General features: G+C 59.7%; 13 protein-coding genes. 4 read left to right on the top strand and 9 right to left on the bottom strand.

Features of this window, described 5'->3' with window-relative positions; genetic code table 11:
• Nucleotides 1–34: 34 nt before the first annotated feature.
• Both QOM10_RS28750 and QOM10_RS28745 read left to right on the top strand, forming a co-directional pair.
• Nucleotides 35–1,042, top strand: a complete 1,008-nt coding sequence (locus QOM10_RS28750; RefSeq protein ID WP_316917319.1) for a hypothetical protein — start codon at nucleotides 35–37, stop codon at nucleotides 1,040–1,042.
• Nucleotides 1,043–1,111: 69 nt separating this feature from the next.
• Nucleotides 1,112–2,215: a hypothetical protein gene (locus tag QOM10_RS28745; protein WP_316917318.1), complete on the top strand. Its 1,104-nt coding sequence runs from the start codon at nucleotides 1,112–1,114 to the stop codon at nucleotides 2,213–2,215.
• Nucleotides 2,216–2,271: 56 nt separating this feature from the next.
• On the opposite strand, the gene QOM10_RS28740 is transcribed toward QOM10_RS28745, so the two are convergent.
• Nucleotides 2,272–2,643 carry a DUF6124 family protein gene (locus tag QOM10_RS28740; RefSeq protein WP_016985802.1) on the bottom strand — a complete coding sequence of 124 codons (372 nt, stop codon included), beginning with the start codon at nucleotides 2,641–2,643 and terminating at the stop codon, nucleotides 2,272–2,274.
• A 518-nt stretch (nucleotides 2,644–3,161) separates the two neighbouring features.
• Between QOM10_RS28740 and QOM10_RS28735 the strand changes: the two genes are divergently transcribed.
• Nucleotides 3,162–3,545, top strand: coding sequence for a helicase (locus QOM10_RS28735; protein WP_016985803.1), 384 nt, complete (start codon nucleotides 3,162–3,164; stop codon nucleotides 3,543–3,545).
• Nucleotides 3,546–3,697: 152 nt separating this feature from the next.
• On the opposite strand, the gene QOM10_RS28730 is transcribed toward QOM10_RS28735, so the two are convergent.
• The 6 genes from QOM10_RS28730 to exbB form a co-directional block, all read right to left on the bottom strand.
• Complete coding sequence (locus tag QOM10_RS28730) at nucleotides 3,698–5,098, bottom strand: aminoacyl-tRNA deacylase and HDOD domain-containing protein (RefSeq protein WP_016985804.1); 1,401 nt, start codon at nucleotides 5,096–5,098, stop codon at nucleotides 3,698–3,700.
• A gap of 79 nt (nucleotides 5,099–5,177) precedes the next feature.
• On the bottom strand, nucleotides 5,178–7,253 hold the full coding sequence (recG, locus tag QOM10_RS28725; RefSeq protein WP_316917317.1) for an ATP-dependent DNA helicase RecG: 2,076 nt from the start codon (nucleotides 7,251–7,253) through the stop codon (nucleotides 5,178–5,180).
• Between the two features lie 9 nt (nucleotides 7,254–7,262).
• Entirely contained in the window at nucleotides 7,263–8,192 is a 930-nt protein-coding gene (locus tag QOM10_RS28720) for a hydrogen peroxide-inducible genes activator (protein ID WP_007920331.1), read from the bottom strand.
• 277 nt (nucleotides 8,193–8,469) lie between these two features.
• Complete coding sequence (locus QOM10_RS28715) at nucleotides 8,470–9,216, bottom strand: TonB family protein (protein WP_127930238.1); 747 nt, start codon at nucleotides 9,214–9,216, stop codon at nucleotides 8,470–8,472.
• Nucleotides 9,213–9,641, bottom strand: a complete 429-nt coding sequence (gene exbD, locus QOM10_RS28710) for a TonB system transport protein ExbD (RefSeq protein WP_053125060.1) — start codon at nucleotides 9,639–9,641, stop codon at nucleotides 9,213–9,215. The genes QOM10_RS28715 and exbD overlap by 4 nt, the downstream gene beginning before the upstream one ends.
• Before the next feature lie 6 nt (nucleotides 9,642–9,647).
• Nucleotides 9,648–10,601: a tonB-system energizer ExbB gene (gene exbB, locus QOM10_RS28705; protein WP_077575049.1), complete on the bottom strand. Its 954-nt coding sequence runs from the start codon at nucleotides 10,599–10,601 to the stop codon at nucleotides 9,648–9,650.
• A 188-nt stretch (nucleotides 10,602–10,789) separates the two neighbouring features.
• Here exbB and QOM10_RS28700 point away from each other — a divergent pair, with 188 nt between their 5' ends.
• Nucleotides 10,790–11,647: an SDR family oxidoreductase gene (locus QOM10_RS28700; protein ID WP_316917316.1), complete on the top strand. Its 858-nt coding sequence runs from the start codon at nucleotides 10,790–10,792 to the stop codon at nucleotides 11,645–11,647.
• Nucleotides 11,648–11,787: 140 nt separating this feature from the next.
• On the opposite strand, the gene QOM10_RS28695 is transcribed toward QOM10_RS28700, so the two are convergent.
• Both QOM10_RS28695 and QOM10_RS28690 read right to left on the bottom strand, forming a co-directional pair.
• Nucleotides 11,788–12,528 carry a hypothetical protein gene (locus QOM10_RS28695; protein ID WP_316917315.1) on the bottom strand — a complete coding sequence of 247 codons (741 nt, stop codon included), beginning with the start codon at nucleotides 12,526–12,528 and terminating at the stop codon, nucleotides 11,788–11,790.
• 67 nt (nucleotides 12,529–12,595) lie between these two features.
• Nucleotides 12,596–12,976, bottom strand: coding sequence for a RidA family protein (locus tag QOM10_RS28690; protein ID WP_003229509.1), 381 nt, complete (start codon nucleotides 12,974–12,976; stop codon nucleotides 12,596–12,598).
• Nucleotides 12,977–12,995 lie beyond the last annotated feature (19 nt).

Genomic DNA, 12,995 nt, shown 5'->3' with positions numbered 1-12,995 from the left:
ATTAACATTCGAAGATTGATCAACAGGGAAGTGAGTGGAATTGGCCTGGCTCTTAAGTTGTATGAGTGCGCTCGGATTCATGGTTGCCTTGTTGGCTCAGCAGGCATTAGCGAGTGACCCACAAACCATCGGTGAGCTGCATCCGCCTGTGGTTGCATCGCTCGGTGATCAAAAGATCACAGTGTTCTTTTTGAAGAACAACCTCAAAGGTCAGGTAAAGGAAGGACATGTTCCTTATGCCGAGATCTTCTACACCACCATGAGTGCGGTGAAGCCTTCGCTGAATTATGTGTGGAAAGTCGAAGGTGAGCAGATCGCCTCGGTGTTTTTCTTTGAGCGAAAATTTCCCGAGCGCGCCGGGAAGTCCATGTTCGTTCTGACAAAAAATAAAGTACTGGACCGTCAATACAGTCATTTCGAAGGTGACTCCTATTCATTGCTGGAACTACCGCTCTTCATGGACGGCGATCACTTGGCTTTGCAGTTCTTCCGCGGCGACCCGCCAGAGCCCGAGTTTCAGAACTGCCGCGACGGTCTAAATCTGGAAGACGATGTGGAAGTTGAGTGTGCTTACAAGGATGCGGCGAGCATTAAGAAACGCTTGGCGGAACTGGATGCGAAGATGATTGCGCATTCAAAACGGGATCAGGAAAATCGCCAGCAGCCAATCAAAGCCGATGGAGACGCGGCCAATGCCACTTGCCCTTCGACCGAATTTTCCGCGTTTCTCACCGCTTTCTCCGAGCGCGCCGACGTGCAGAAATCTTTCGTCCAGCAGCCGCTGAAGATGGTCACGACTGTGGCCGGCGATCCCGAGCCCGAGATGGAAAAGCGCAGTCTCAGCGGCGATCAACTTAAGTTTCCTGTCATTCCGGATCAAGCAAAGCGAGAGGCCCAGGGCCTGACGTTGACCGTCAAGGAAGAGCGGGGCGACAAGGCAATTGCGATCCTGCAGAAGCCAGATACCGACTACATCTTCGAGTATCGGTTTGTCCGTGGGCAATGCTGGCAGTTGGAAGAAGTGATGGATTACTCGCTTTAAACGCAGAGAACTGGGCTGAGGAAAGAAGTCTGTTCAATCAGATCTGTAAATCATGAGCAGGGAAGCAAGTTGAAAAAATTAGGCTTGATCGCGTTATTGCTGTGTTCTTTCTCTGTGGCTGCAGAGCCGATGTTCCCCTCCCTCAAGTCTTGTAGGGATGCCGACGGCGATTGCGCATTGGCGCTGAAAGACAATTTTCTGGTGGACGCAAAATCCGGGCAGCGTATCTCTGAGGAGGCGGAGCCGGCAGGGATGATGAGTGGTTTCTGGCTGTATCGAGATGGAGACCGGTACATCCTTAAGAATGAAAACTACTCCCAGGCGAAGTCGCGTCGTTGGCTGGTTTTTACCTATGACAGTGGAAAAGTAGTACTCGACGGCGCCTATATTTTCTCGATAGACATTGACCCGAACACCGGGCCCTACTGGCACGGCTACGACTGCCGAGGTGATGCCAAGCCGTTCGCAGTGCCAACGAAAGAACCCTTCAGCGACGTTGCCTTGGAGGCGCTGTGCGGTGGTGCTGAGGGCTGGGTGGTCTCAGGAAAAGACAAGGCAGTGCCCGTATCAGCCAAGGGGCTGGCCGTTAGTGTTCCCGTTTATCACGCCCGCAACCGTGACGGTTCAGCGACGTACCTGTTTACTGAAAGCGATGTTCCGGATCTTTCAAAGCTGGTTTGTTTGTCCAATTGCGCCGACGCCAATCAAGTACCAGAACGCGTTTCGCAAGAAACAGCGCCATTGCAGGGCGGGCAGGATGGAACGTTGTGCTCCGCCGAAGAAGACATCTACTTCAGCTGTCCTTTGACGGGGGGTAAAACGGTTTCTGTTTGCGCGCAAGGGAACAACAAGCCCACTGCGGGATATGTTCAATACCGTTACGGTGTTCCGGGAAAGATAGAAATGCTCTATCCGCAGAAAAACGTGCCTCCCAAGGGCAAGTTCTTCGTAGTGGATGCGTCGGAAGGCAGCGTTAACCTGAACAACATCAAATTCAAAAAGGGCCCGTATACCTACCTCGTTAATCAGGCGTTTGTGAGTTTTCTGACTGTGCTCAAGGATGACAACGTAGTGTTCCGGCAGTCTTGCAGCGCGGGTGGTTATTCATTTGTTAGTCGGGTTGCCCGTCAGGGTATAGAGGCACTGCCTAAAAGCGCTGAAGACTTTAGATAGCGAAGACGACTGCAGAAAGGGGACTTAACGTCCCCTTTTTTCATCCACAAACCTCGCTACGGCTTGGCCGCCACGCTTCGCACTTCGATCTGGTCGAGCGTCCCTTCCACCATCAATCTCACCCCGTCCGCCATTCTGCTCAGGGCCAGTGCCACCGAGCGGCGGGAGCCGTGGAGGTCGTCGGCGAGGTCGCAGGCGATGACGCTGATGGACAGGAGGTCTTCGGAGGCGTTGGCCATGAGGGCTTCAGCGTCGGTGCCGGGGGAGAGTTTGAAGAGGCCGTTCTCACGTTTGGGATGTGGTTCGACGGCTGGTTTGAAATGGTGGTCGAGGGCGCGCTCGGCGGCTTCGTGGAATTTCTTTGATTCCAGAGATTCGTAGGGCGAAATATCCGGGTTTTCTGGGGGATTGGGTGTTGGTTTGATCATTCGGTCTTACTCCAGTTTAAGGAGCCGACACCGTTTCGCTCGCACTTCGAAAGTGGTGGCAGCTGTGCATAGGTGTGCAAGACCGGTGGAGTAACCCGGCAGACCCGAAGGCCTCCCATACACAGCCGCCATAACGATCCGCGAGCATAGGAAAACGCTCGGCGAATTGCCATAACCAATGTGTACTCCAACCGGACTTGCACGTCCGTATCGCCAATCTGCGGCGACACACAGAGCCTATCGATAGCCAGCCAACTCGCCTAGTTCATGGACAGCACCGCACTTTGCAGGAAATTTCCCATAGATTCGCGGGCCGGAAGATCAAAAGATCGCAGGCTTCGCCAGCTCCTACAGGGATGTGTTTCAACAGGTGTAGGACGTTGCTTGCGGAATCGTGACTTGGCAGTCATCGTGCGGGAATTGGTCTGCATCCTCTTCCAACAGCGTCAGATACTGGCGTTATCGTTCGAATCCCTTACACTGCCTCGGCCGTTCATTTTCCTTTTGAGGCTGTGCGCATGAAATTTCGTTTTCTTCTGTGGATGATGGGTTTGTTGATGGGTAAGGCCAGCCGGACAAATCCTGCGTTCCAGCAGCAGTTGGGTGACAAGGATCTGGTGTTTCAGCTGCAGACGCTGGATGGGAAAGTGGCGCGGCATTTCGTGGTCAAGGATCAGCGCATCACCAGCAAGTCTGGGGTGGTGGCGGAGCCGGCGTTTGCGATTGCGTTTAAAGATGCGGGTTATGGCTTTGCGACGATGCAGGCGAAGAACAAGCAGTTGGCGTTTATGCAGGGGATTCAGGACAAGTCGATCCAGCTCAAGGGTAATCCGGCGCTGGTGATGTGGTTTCAGGGGTTGATGAAGTATTTGGTGCCGAGGAAGGCTAAGCCTAAGGCTTGAGCCTTTGGTGACGCGGAGCGTCGCGGGATGCATTCCCACGCGGAGCGTGGGAGCGATCAGGGGCGGTCTGGTAGACCGAGTTGGATTCTTCGCGAGCAGGCTCGCTCCCACAGGGATTTTGGTGATCCTTGGGGGAGCGGGCCTGTTTCGTTTTAGGCCTGGCTGAACTGCGAAGCCAGTTCGCGCAACAACACTTCAGCCTCAAGCACTTTGCTGACAACGTCGTTGGCTTTGTCGCGAGTCAAACCCACACGCTCCAGCAGCGCGTCGGGGATGTCTTCATCCGGCCCGGAGCCGATGCCCCGACTACGCAGCAGGCGCACGGCCAGGCAGACGAGGTTCGGGTATTCGGCGTAGGCGCCGTCGTAGCTTGGGTCGTGCTGGAAGCGCAGGGCGGTGGCCAGTTCGTCGGGCATGTCCCAGTAGCGCATCAGCCACGAGCCGATCTGTTCGCGGCTGATACCGAGCAGGTGTTGCTCGATGTAGCTGTGGCACAGGTGCGGGTTGACCTCCAAGTGGCGGCAGATCAGTGAGAAGTGCGGCGGAAACACGTGGGCCAGCAGCAGGTAACCGAAGTTGTGCAGCAGACCGGCGAGGTAGGTCAGGCCGGCTTCCGGACGCTGGGCGCGCGGCATGGCGCGGGTCAGGCCTTCGATGACGGCGGCGGTGTAGATCGATTGCTGCCAGTACGGCGTGGTGTGTTGCGGGTGGTCTTTCGGCAGGCTCAGGGTCTTGCCGAGGGCCAGGCCCAGCGCGAGGTTGATCACCAGATCGAAACCCAGCACGCGGACGATTGCGTCTTCCACCGAACGAATCTTGCCCGGCGAGGCGTAGTACGGCGACGCCGCCCAGCTCACCACTTGTGCGGCCAGTGCCGGGTCGGTTTCGACGACGCCGGTGATGTCGTCGATGGTGGCGTTGGGATCAACGCGCAGCTTGATGATTTTTTGCGCGGTTTCGGCCAGCGGCGGAATCTCGATGGTCGCTTCCAGACGCTGCTGAATGCGCCGCGCGGTGAACGCTTGCACGGCCTGGGTGATTTCCTCGCGGTCATCGTCCGGGCGGTCGAGATTCGGGCGGATGCTGCTCAGGGCTTCGCCGAAGTTGGCGGCGCTGGCCTTGGTCAGCATGGTCTTGAAATCTTCGCTGGCGATTTCCAGCAGCAGGCCCGGCTCGCCGGAGTTGATCAGCAACTTCGGCTCACGCAGCAGGCTTTCTTCGTAGAGGCACGGCGAGCTGGTCAGCGCCGGCAGGCCCGGCAGCAAGCTCAGGCTGTGTTTGCCGAGCATCTTTTCCAAGCGCTCGGTCGAGACGGCGGTGAGGCGCCGGCCCGTCAGTTCGGCGAGGCGGTTGAGGTCGAGCAATTGGCTCTGCGGAAACAGCACCATCAGCGCGCCGACGGCGTCGTCCAGCAACACGGCTTGTACCTTGCGCGATGCATTGAGGCCGTGGTGGTCGAGCACTTCTTCGTAGGCGATGCCCAGCTTGCCTAGCAGCAGCCGAATGACAGACGGCGCGTGCGGGGATTCGGGGGCGAGAGCGGCTTCGGTCATGATCTGTATCCGTTTTTGAAACAATGGCAGGAGTATAACCAGCTTGGTCGGAACGATCTGTCAGAAACTGCGACGGTGCTCACACTTGGCCGTATTGCTGCCCGTGGCGCAACCAGCGATCGAGTAATGGGCTGACGTGGGTTGGCCAGCGCTCCAGCAGGGCTTGCGCGGCGTCGCGGACGGCGGGCAGCAGGTCGGCGTCGCGCATCAGGTCGGCGACTTTGAATTGCAGCAGACCGGTCTGGCGGGTGCCGAGCATTTCCCCGGGGCCGCGCAGTTCGAGGTCTTTTTCGGCGATGACGAAACCGTCGTTGGTCTCGCGCATGATGCCCAGGCGCTGACGACCGATCTGCGACAGCGGCGGATGGTAGAGCAGCACGCAATGGCTGGCGGCGCTGCCCCGGCCAACGCGGCCGCGCAGTTGGTGCAGTTGCGCGAGACCGAGGCGCTCGGGGTTTTCGATGATCATCAGGCTGGCGTTGGGCACGTCGACGCCGACTTCGATCACCGTGGTGGCGACCAGCAGTTGCAGGTTGCCGGCCTTGAATTCGGCCATGACGGCGGCCTTCTCGACGGGTTTCATGCGCCCGTGAATCAGCCCGACTTTCAGCTCGCCGAGGGCGAGGGTGAGATCTTCGAACGTGGTTTCGGCGGCCTGACAGGTCAGCTCTTCGGATTCTTCAATCAGCGTGCACACCCAATAGGCCTGACGGCCCTCGGCGCAGGCACCACGCACGCGTTCGATGACTTCGACGCGGCGGGTGTCGGTGACCAGAACGGTGTTAACCGGCGTTCGTCCGGGTGGCAGTTCGTCGAGGATCGAAGTGTCGAGGTCGGCGTAGGCACTCATCGCCAAGGTGCGCGGAATCGGCGTGGCGGTCATGATCAATTGATGCGGACACATGCGCCCGCCGACGCCTTTCTGTCGCAACGCCAGACGCTGCTGTACGCCGAAGCGGTGCTGTTCGTCGATGATCACCAGTGCGAGGTTCTTGAACTGCACTTCGTCCTGGAATAGCGCGTGGGTGCCGACCACCATTGGCGTGCCGCTGGCGATCTGCTCCAGCGCGGCGACGCGGTTCTTGCCCTTGAGCTTGCCGGCCAGCCACGCGACTTCAATGCCCAGCGGTTCGAGCCATCGCTTGAAAGTGATGAAGTGTTGTTCGGCGAGGATCTCGGTCGGCGCCATCAGCGCGACCTGATAACCGGCCTCCAGTGCTTGCAGTGCCGCAAGGGCCGCGACCACGGTTTTGCCCGCGCCGACGTCGCCCTGAATCAACCGCAGCATCGGTTCGTGCTGGCTGAGGTCGTAGGCGATTTCGTTGCCGACACGCTGTTGCGCGCCGGTCGGGTTGAAGCCGAGGTTGGCCAGGTATTTCGGCGGCAGCTTTTTCGCTTTCGGCATGGCTGGCGCGCGCAGCGAACGCATGCTTTCGCGCAGACGTTGCTGCGACAGTTGATGGGTCAGCAGTTCTTCGAAAGCCAGACGATGCTGCGCCCAGTGATGACCGAGGGCGAGTTCGTCGACATCGGCATCGGCAGGCGGGTTGTGCAGGTAGCGGATCGCGTCGGCCAGCGGCGCCAATTGATAGTCGCGCGCCAGTTCGGTCGGCAGCCAGTCGGGCAGGGTGTCGGGCTTGAGCAGGGTCAACGTCTGCATGCACAACTGACGAAGGCGCGCTTGGGTCAGACCTTCGGTGAGCGGATAGACCGGGGTCAGGGTTTCATCGACTGGCGGCGGTTCGTCACCAGTAATGGCGCGGTATTCCGGGTGGTAGATTTCCAGGCCTGAGGCGCCGGGCCGGGCCTCGCCGTAACAGCGAACCCGCGTGCCGCGCTTGAGGCCTTCTTTCTGCGCGTTGCTGAAATGGTAGAAGCGCAGGCTGAGACCGCCGGTGCCATCCTGCAAGCGCACAACGAGGCTGCGACGGCGGCCCATGACCACGTCGGCGCCGCTGACGGTGCCTTCGACCACGGCATCCTGTCCCGGTCGCAGCGCGCCGATCGGCACCACACGGGTGCGATCCTGATAACGCAGCGGCAGGTGAAACAGCACGTCCTGCAGGTTCTCAAGACCGACCTTGGCCAATTTCTCGGCCATGGCTTCGCCGACACCCTTGAGTGCCGTCACCGACACTTGCGACAGCTCAGTCATGACGCTCGCTTAACCGGCCGTAACCGGTGCCGCTGGCTTGGCCACCGAGCACAGGCGAATGGAGTCGGCGAGAATCTCGATGGCTTTCGGCCGTGGGAAGCTGGCGCGCCAGGCAATGGCCACGGTGCGGAACGGCACCGGTGGCGACAGTGGGCGCACTTCGATCACGCCGGGGGCGTAGTGATGGCTGTCGACGGCCGACAACGGCAGGATCGAGATGCCCAGACCGGACGCGACCATATGGCGGATGGTTTCCAGCGAGCTGGATTCAACCGTGGTGTGCTTGGCACCGTCGTTGCCCTTGGTCAGGGTCGGGCAGGCTTCCAGCACTTGATCGCGGAAGCAGTGGCCTTCGCCGAGCAGCAGCAGGCTCTTGTCGTTGAGCAGGCCGGCGTCGATGGTTTCTTTCTGTGTCCACGGGTGCTGGGCCGGCATCAGGACGTAGAACGGCTCGTCGTAGAGCGGCAGGGTCAGCACGTCGGCTTCGTTGAACGGCAGGGCGATGATGATCGCGTCGAGCTCGCCGTTGCGCAGTTTGTCGCGCAGCACGTGGGTGAAGTTTTCTTCGATGTACAACGGCATCTGCGGGGCGACCCGGTGCAGTTGCGGAATCAGGTGCGGGAACAGGTACGGGCCGACGGTGTAGATCGCGCCGACTTTCAGCGGCGCAGTCAGCTGGTTCTTGCCGGCCTGGGCCAGTTCGCGAATGCCTTGCGCTTGTTCGAGGACTTTCTGCGCCTGGGCGACGATGCCTTCGCCGACCGGGGTCAGGCGCACGGCACTTTTGCTGCGCTCGAAAATCAGCACACCGAGTTCGTCTTCAAGCTTTTTCACGCCCACCGACAGGGTCGGCTGGCTGACGTGGCAACGTTCGGCGGCGTGGCCGAAATGCTGCTCTTGGGCGAGGGTAACGATGTAGCGTAATTCTGTGAGGGTCATAGCAAGCGTCCATGAAGATGCGGGCCAAGCATACCGACTGCAATCGATAGACGCACGTTATCAGACTGAGTGTGGAATGCGACACCGGGCAATGTCAGTTTGCCGCGGGCAGATACGCAAAAGGCACCTTTCGGTGCCTTTATTTCGATCTAACGTTCAACGCGTAACCACTGTGGGAGCGAGCCTGCTCGCGAAAGCGGTGGGTCAGACAAGCATGTGCTGACTGACACGACCTCTTCGCGAGCAGGCTCGCTCCCACAGGGTATTGCGGTTTTGCTTAGCGGCGGCGTTCGAGGGAGTAAACAAACGGCGCAACAATTTCAATCGAGCCATTGTTCAGCATGTCGGCCGGTGGCTTGGGCAGCGGTTGTGCGCGGCGGATCATTTCCAGGGTTGCCCGGTCCAGATCAGCGTTGCCCGAGCGGCCCACCAGTTCAAACGACAACACATTACCTTCGGCATCCACCACGAAACGCAGACGGTTCAAGCCTTCCTTACCCCGCGCCTGAGCACTTTGCGGGTACTTCTTGTACTTGGCCAAATGCGCGAGCAGGGTGCCCTGCCAACTGGCCTTGGCGGCCAACTGTGCCGGCGACGGACCCGGCGCAGGCTGGGCGGATTTCTCCGTCGGTGCCTGGGTCGGTTGCGTGTCGGCCGGTTTCTCCTCGGAAGGTTTTTCCTTCGGTGGATCAGGCAGCTTCTTCTCGACCGGCTTCGGCGGTTTCGGCTTTGGCTTCGGCTTGGGTTTCTGCACCGCGATTTCAGCTTTCGGTGCTTCGGCCAGCTTCGGAATCGGCAACTCTTCAACCGGAGCCGGTGGCTGCGGCGGTGTGACGACTTTCGGCGGAGCAGGCGGTGGCGGGGCCGGAACCGGGGCCAGCTCGACCATCATTGCCTGTGGGGGCAATTCGATGGGCGGGCGGGCGGTCCAGTTCAGCGCCAGCGCGATGGCCAGCGCGTGAACGCCCAGCACCACGGCCAGGCTACCGCTGTAACGCGTCAGCTTATGGCGCGTCGTGATCATTTTTTGGCTGCCGTCTCAAGTCCGACCAGGCCGACCTTCAGGTAACCGGCAGAGCGTAGGTTATCCATCACGCTCATCAGGTCGCCGTAATCCACGCCTTTATCGGCCTGGAAGAAGATGGTGGTGTCTTTCTTGCCCTTGGTTCTGGCGTCGAGGGTGGCGCCCAGTGCTTCGGGCTTCACTTCGTCTTCGCCGAGGAACAGGCGCTGGTCAGCCTTGACGCTGAGGAACACCGGTTTCTCTGGCCGCGGCGCCGGTTTGGCGGTCGAGGCAGGCAGGTCGACTTTGATGTCCACGGTGGCCAATGGCGCGGCCACCATGAAGATGATCAACAGCACCAGCATCACGTCGATGAACGGCGTGACGTTGATTTCGTGGTTCTCGGCCAGATCGTCGTCTGCGCCTTCTTTCAAATGCAGGCCCATGGCCGATTACCCCACTTTGACCATGTGCGGCTGCGAGCTGCGCTCAGGCTGGTGATCGAGGTCGCGGCTGACCAGCAGCAGCACTTCTGCCGAGGCGTCGGAAACCTGCGCCTTGTAACCGGCGATGGAGCGGGCGAAGACGTTGTAGATCACCACGGCTGGGATCGCGGCAACCAGACCCAGTGCGGTGGCCAGCAGGGCTTCAGCAATACCGGGCGCTACGACAGCAAGGTTGGTGGTCTGGGTTTTGGCGATGCCGATAAAGGAGTTCATGATGCCCCACACGGTACCGAACAGGCCGACGAACGGCGCGGTGGAACCGATGGTGGCGAGGACGCCAGTGCCGCTGCTCATGTTGCGACCGCAGGCTGCAACCAGACGCTCAAGACGGAAGCTGACGCGTTCCTTGATGCCTTCTTTCTCGCGGCTGTTGACCGACAGGCGCATCTCTTCGAGGGCGTCGTGCACCAGCAGGTTGGCGAGGGTGCCTTCCTTGCCGGCAGTGGTACTGGCTTCTTTAAGGGTGGTGGCTTTCTTCAGGGCGGCGATTTCGCCACGCAGACGACGCTTGGCGCCCATCAGCTCGAAGCCTTTGGCGATCCAGATGGTCCAGGTAATGATGGAAGCGATGGCCAGACCGATCATCACGATTTTCACGATGATGTCGGCGTTCTGGTACATGCCCCACGGCGACAGGTCGTGGGCCATGCCCAGGCTGTTGTCGGCTTCGAGAACTTCAGGAACGTCGGCAGCGTCAACCGCTTGCACCGGATCGGTAGCGGCCGGGGCAGCCGGAGCGGCGGCTGGTGCGCTTTGCTCGGTGGCGGCTGGCGTTGCAGGTGCCTGGGCGTCGGCGAAAGCGGCAGTCGGTGCCAGCATCAGGCTGAGCAGCAGAGCCGCCACTGCGCTCCAGGCGCGAGGTCGATTGGTTGGCGAAGCGGGGATTTGATTACGTGTCATGCTGGCCGGACCTGAGATAGAAAAACGGTGATGCTCTACCAGGCCTCGTGAGGCCGAGAACAAAAGTGGCGTGCATTATTGCAAGTAATTCTTGTTAACAAAAGTAATAGAGTATCTTTTTTTCCTGCATTGCTAGCCGTTCGTCCTGTGCCAGAGCTAGTCTGTGCCTTTCCGATAGGAGTTTTTTGATGTCCGCGCCTTCTGTTTTGATTGCCGGTTGTGGTGATGTCGGCAGTCGTCTGGCCAAACAATTGCTGGCGGCTGGCTGGGAAGTTCATGGCCTGCGCCGTGACGTTTCGAAGCTGCCTGCTGGAGTGATTGGCGTTGCCGGCGACCTGTTCAACGAAGACTGCCCGGCGACCTGGCCGGTGGGGGCGGTGGACTATCTGGTGTATTGCGCCGCGGCTACTGATCACGATGAGGCCGGTTATCGTGCGGCTTATGTGCAGGGTTTGCAGAATGTGCTGAGCTGGCTGGATGACTATGGTCAGGTGCCTGAGCAACTGATCTTCGTGTCCAGTAGCAGTGTTTATGGCCAGCAGGAGGGTGAGTGGGTTGACGAAGCATCCGAGACGATCGCTGCCGGTTATTCCGGGCGGCTGATGCTCGAAGCGGAGCAGGTTGCGCTGAACAGTGACATTCCTGCGAGCATCCTGCGCCTGACCGGGATCTATGGCCCGGGTCGGGAATGGCTGCTGACTCAGGTGCGTCGCGGTTATCGCGTAGCCGTCGAGCCGCCGCTGTATGGCAATCGCATTCACGCCGATGACGCGGCGGGACTGTTGGCGTTTCTGCTGGAAAAGTCACGGCAGGGCGTGCAATTGGAGAAGATCTACATCGGTGTCGACGATGCACCGGCACCTTTAGCTGAGGTCGTGGGCTGGTTGCGCGAGTATCTGGGCGTTACCGAATGGGCCGACGACGCCAGCGTTCGCCGTACCGGCAGCAAACGCTGCAGCAATGCGCGGGTGAAGGCGCTGGGCTGGACGCCTGAGTACCCAAGCTATCGCGAAGGTTACGCTGCGATCCTCGAAGGTAAATGCTGACTTCCTGACACCCCAAAAACAAATGTAGGAGTGAGCCTGCTCGCGATAGCGGTCTAACATTCAACACTTATGCTGACTGTTACACCGCTATCGCGAGCAGGCTCACTCCTACAGGGGATATCTGCGAATTCAGCAGCGGGTTACTGCTTCTCCAGCAACCACTTGCGCTCGCCCGGCGTGTACTGCGGCATTTCATCCGCCAGCGCCGTGTTCACGGCCTGGAAAATCTCCAGTTCCTTGCCCTTGCGCGCAAAGATGTAGGCATTGCCCTGACCGTTGAGCTGCAGCCACATGTTGTCGTTGGTGCTGCTCATCGACGCGCAGTCGCCTGCCAGGCACAAGGCGTAACGGTCGGCACCGGGTAAACCAGATACCTGGCCATCGGCCTGGAACTGCACCGTTTCGCCTTCGCCCTGACCACTGGCGATTTTCCAGCTGCCGCCCATGTAGGCCGAATACAGTGCACGTTCGAAACTGGCGCCGATCGGCGCACCTTCCGGCACCGGAATCTGTGCACGGTCGAACACCTGCTCGGGTTCGTTCTCGCTGGCGGCTTGCTGCAGTTGTCCGCCGTCGCGTTTCAGCTCGCTAGCAGAACTGCCATAGAAGTCGACTTTCCAGGCGCCGGATTTTTCACCCAGCAGCCGTCCTTCGACGTTCTCAAAACCGTTGGTGTAGCGGGCCTGACCGGCCTTGGTGTTGACGTCCCACTCAAGGTTCGGGCCATAGGCCTGAAGCGCTTCGCGCAGGGGGCCGCCCTTGGCTGCGGCATCGATCGCCACCTGGTTGATCCAGGTGCCGCTGATGTCACGGTCGGCAGGGTTGCTGGCGCAGCCGCCGAGGAAAATGGCGAACAGCGGGAGAGCTAGCGCTTTGCGCATGGTGGAATCCTTTCAAAACCTTTTCTTGCAGCAACCGGCGCGGCGGTTGAAGGCCGCGCCGTGCGCATCACTCGATGACCAGAATGGCATCCATTTCAACCTGCGAACCCTTTGGCAGGGCAGCCACGCCGATGGCGGCGCGGGCCGGGTATGGCTGGTCGAAGTACTTGCCCATGATCTCGTTGACCTTGGCGAAGTGGCTCAGGTCGGTGAGGAAGATGTTCAGCTTGACGATGTCCTTGAACGAACCGCCAGCGGCTTCGGCCACGGCTTTGAGGTTCTCGAACACCTGGACGGTCTGGGCTTCGAAGCCTTCAACCAGTTCCATGGTTTTTGGGTCCAGAGGAATCTGACCCGACATGTAAACAGTGTTGCCTGCCTTGATCGCCTGGGAGTAAGTGCCGATGGCGGCCGGGGCCTTGTCGCTGGTGATAACGGTCTTGGTCATGTATGACTCCTTGTAATGG

It is taken from the genome of Pseudomonas sp. P108, from assembly GCF_032613195.1.
Lineage (GTDB): Bacteria > Pseudomonadota > Gammaproteobacteria > Pseudomonadales > Pseudomonadaceae > Aquipseudomonas.
The sequence above is the reverse complement of the archived record's forward strand: the minus strand, read 5'-3'. Positions and strand labels throughout refer to the sequence as shown.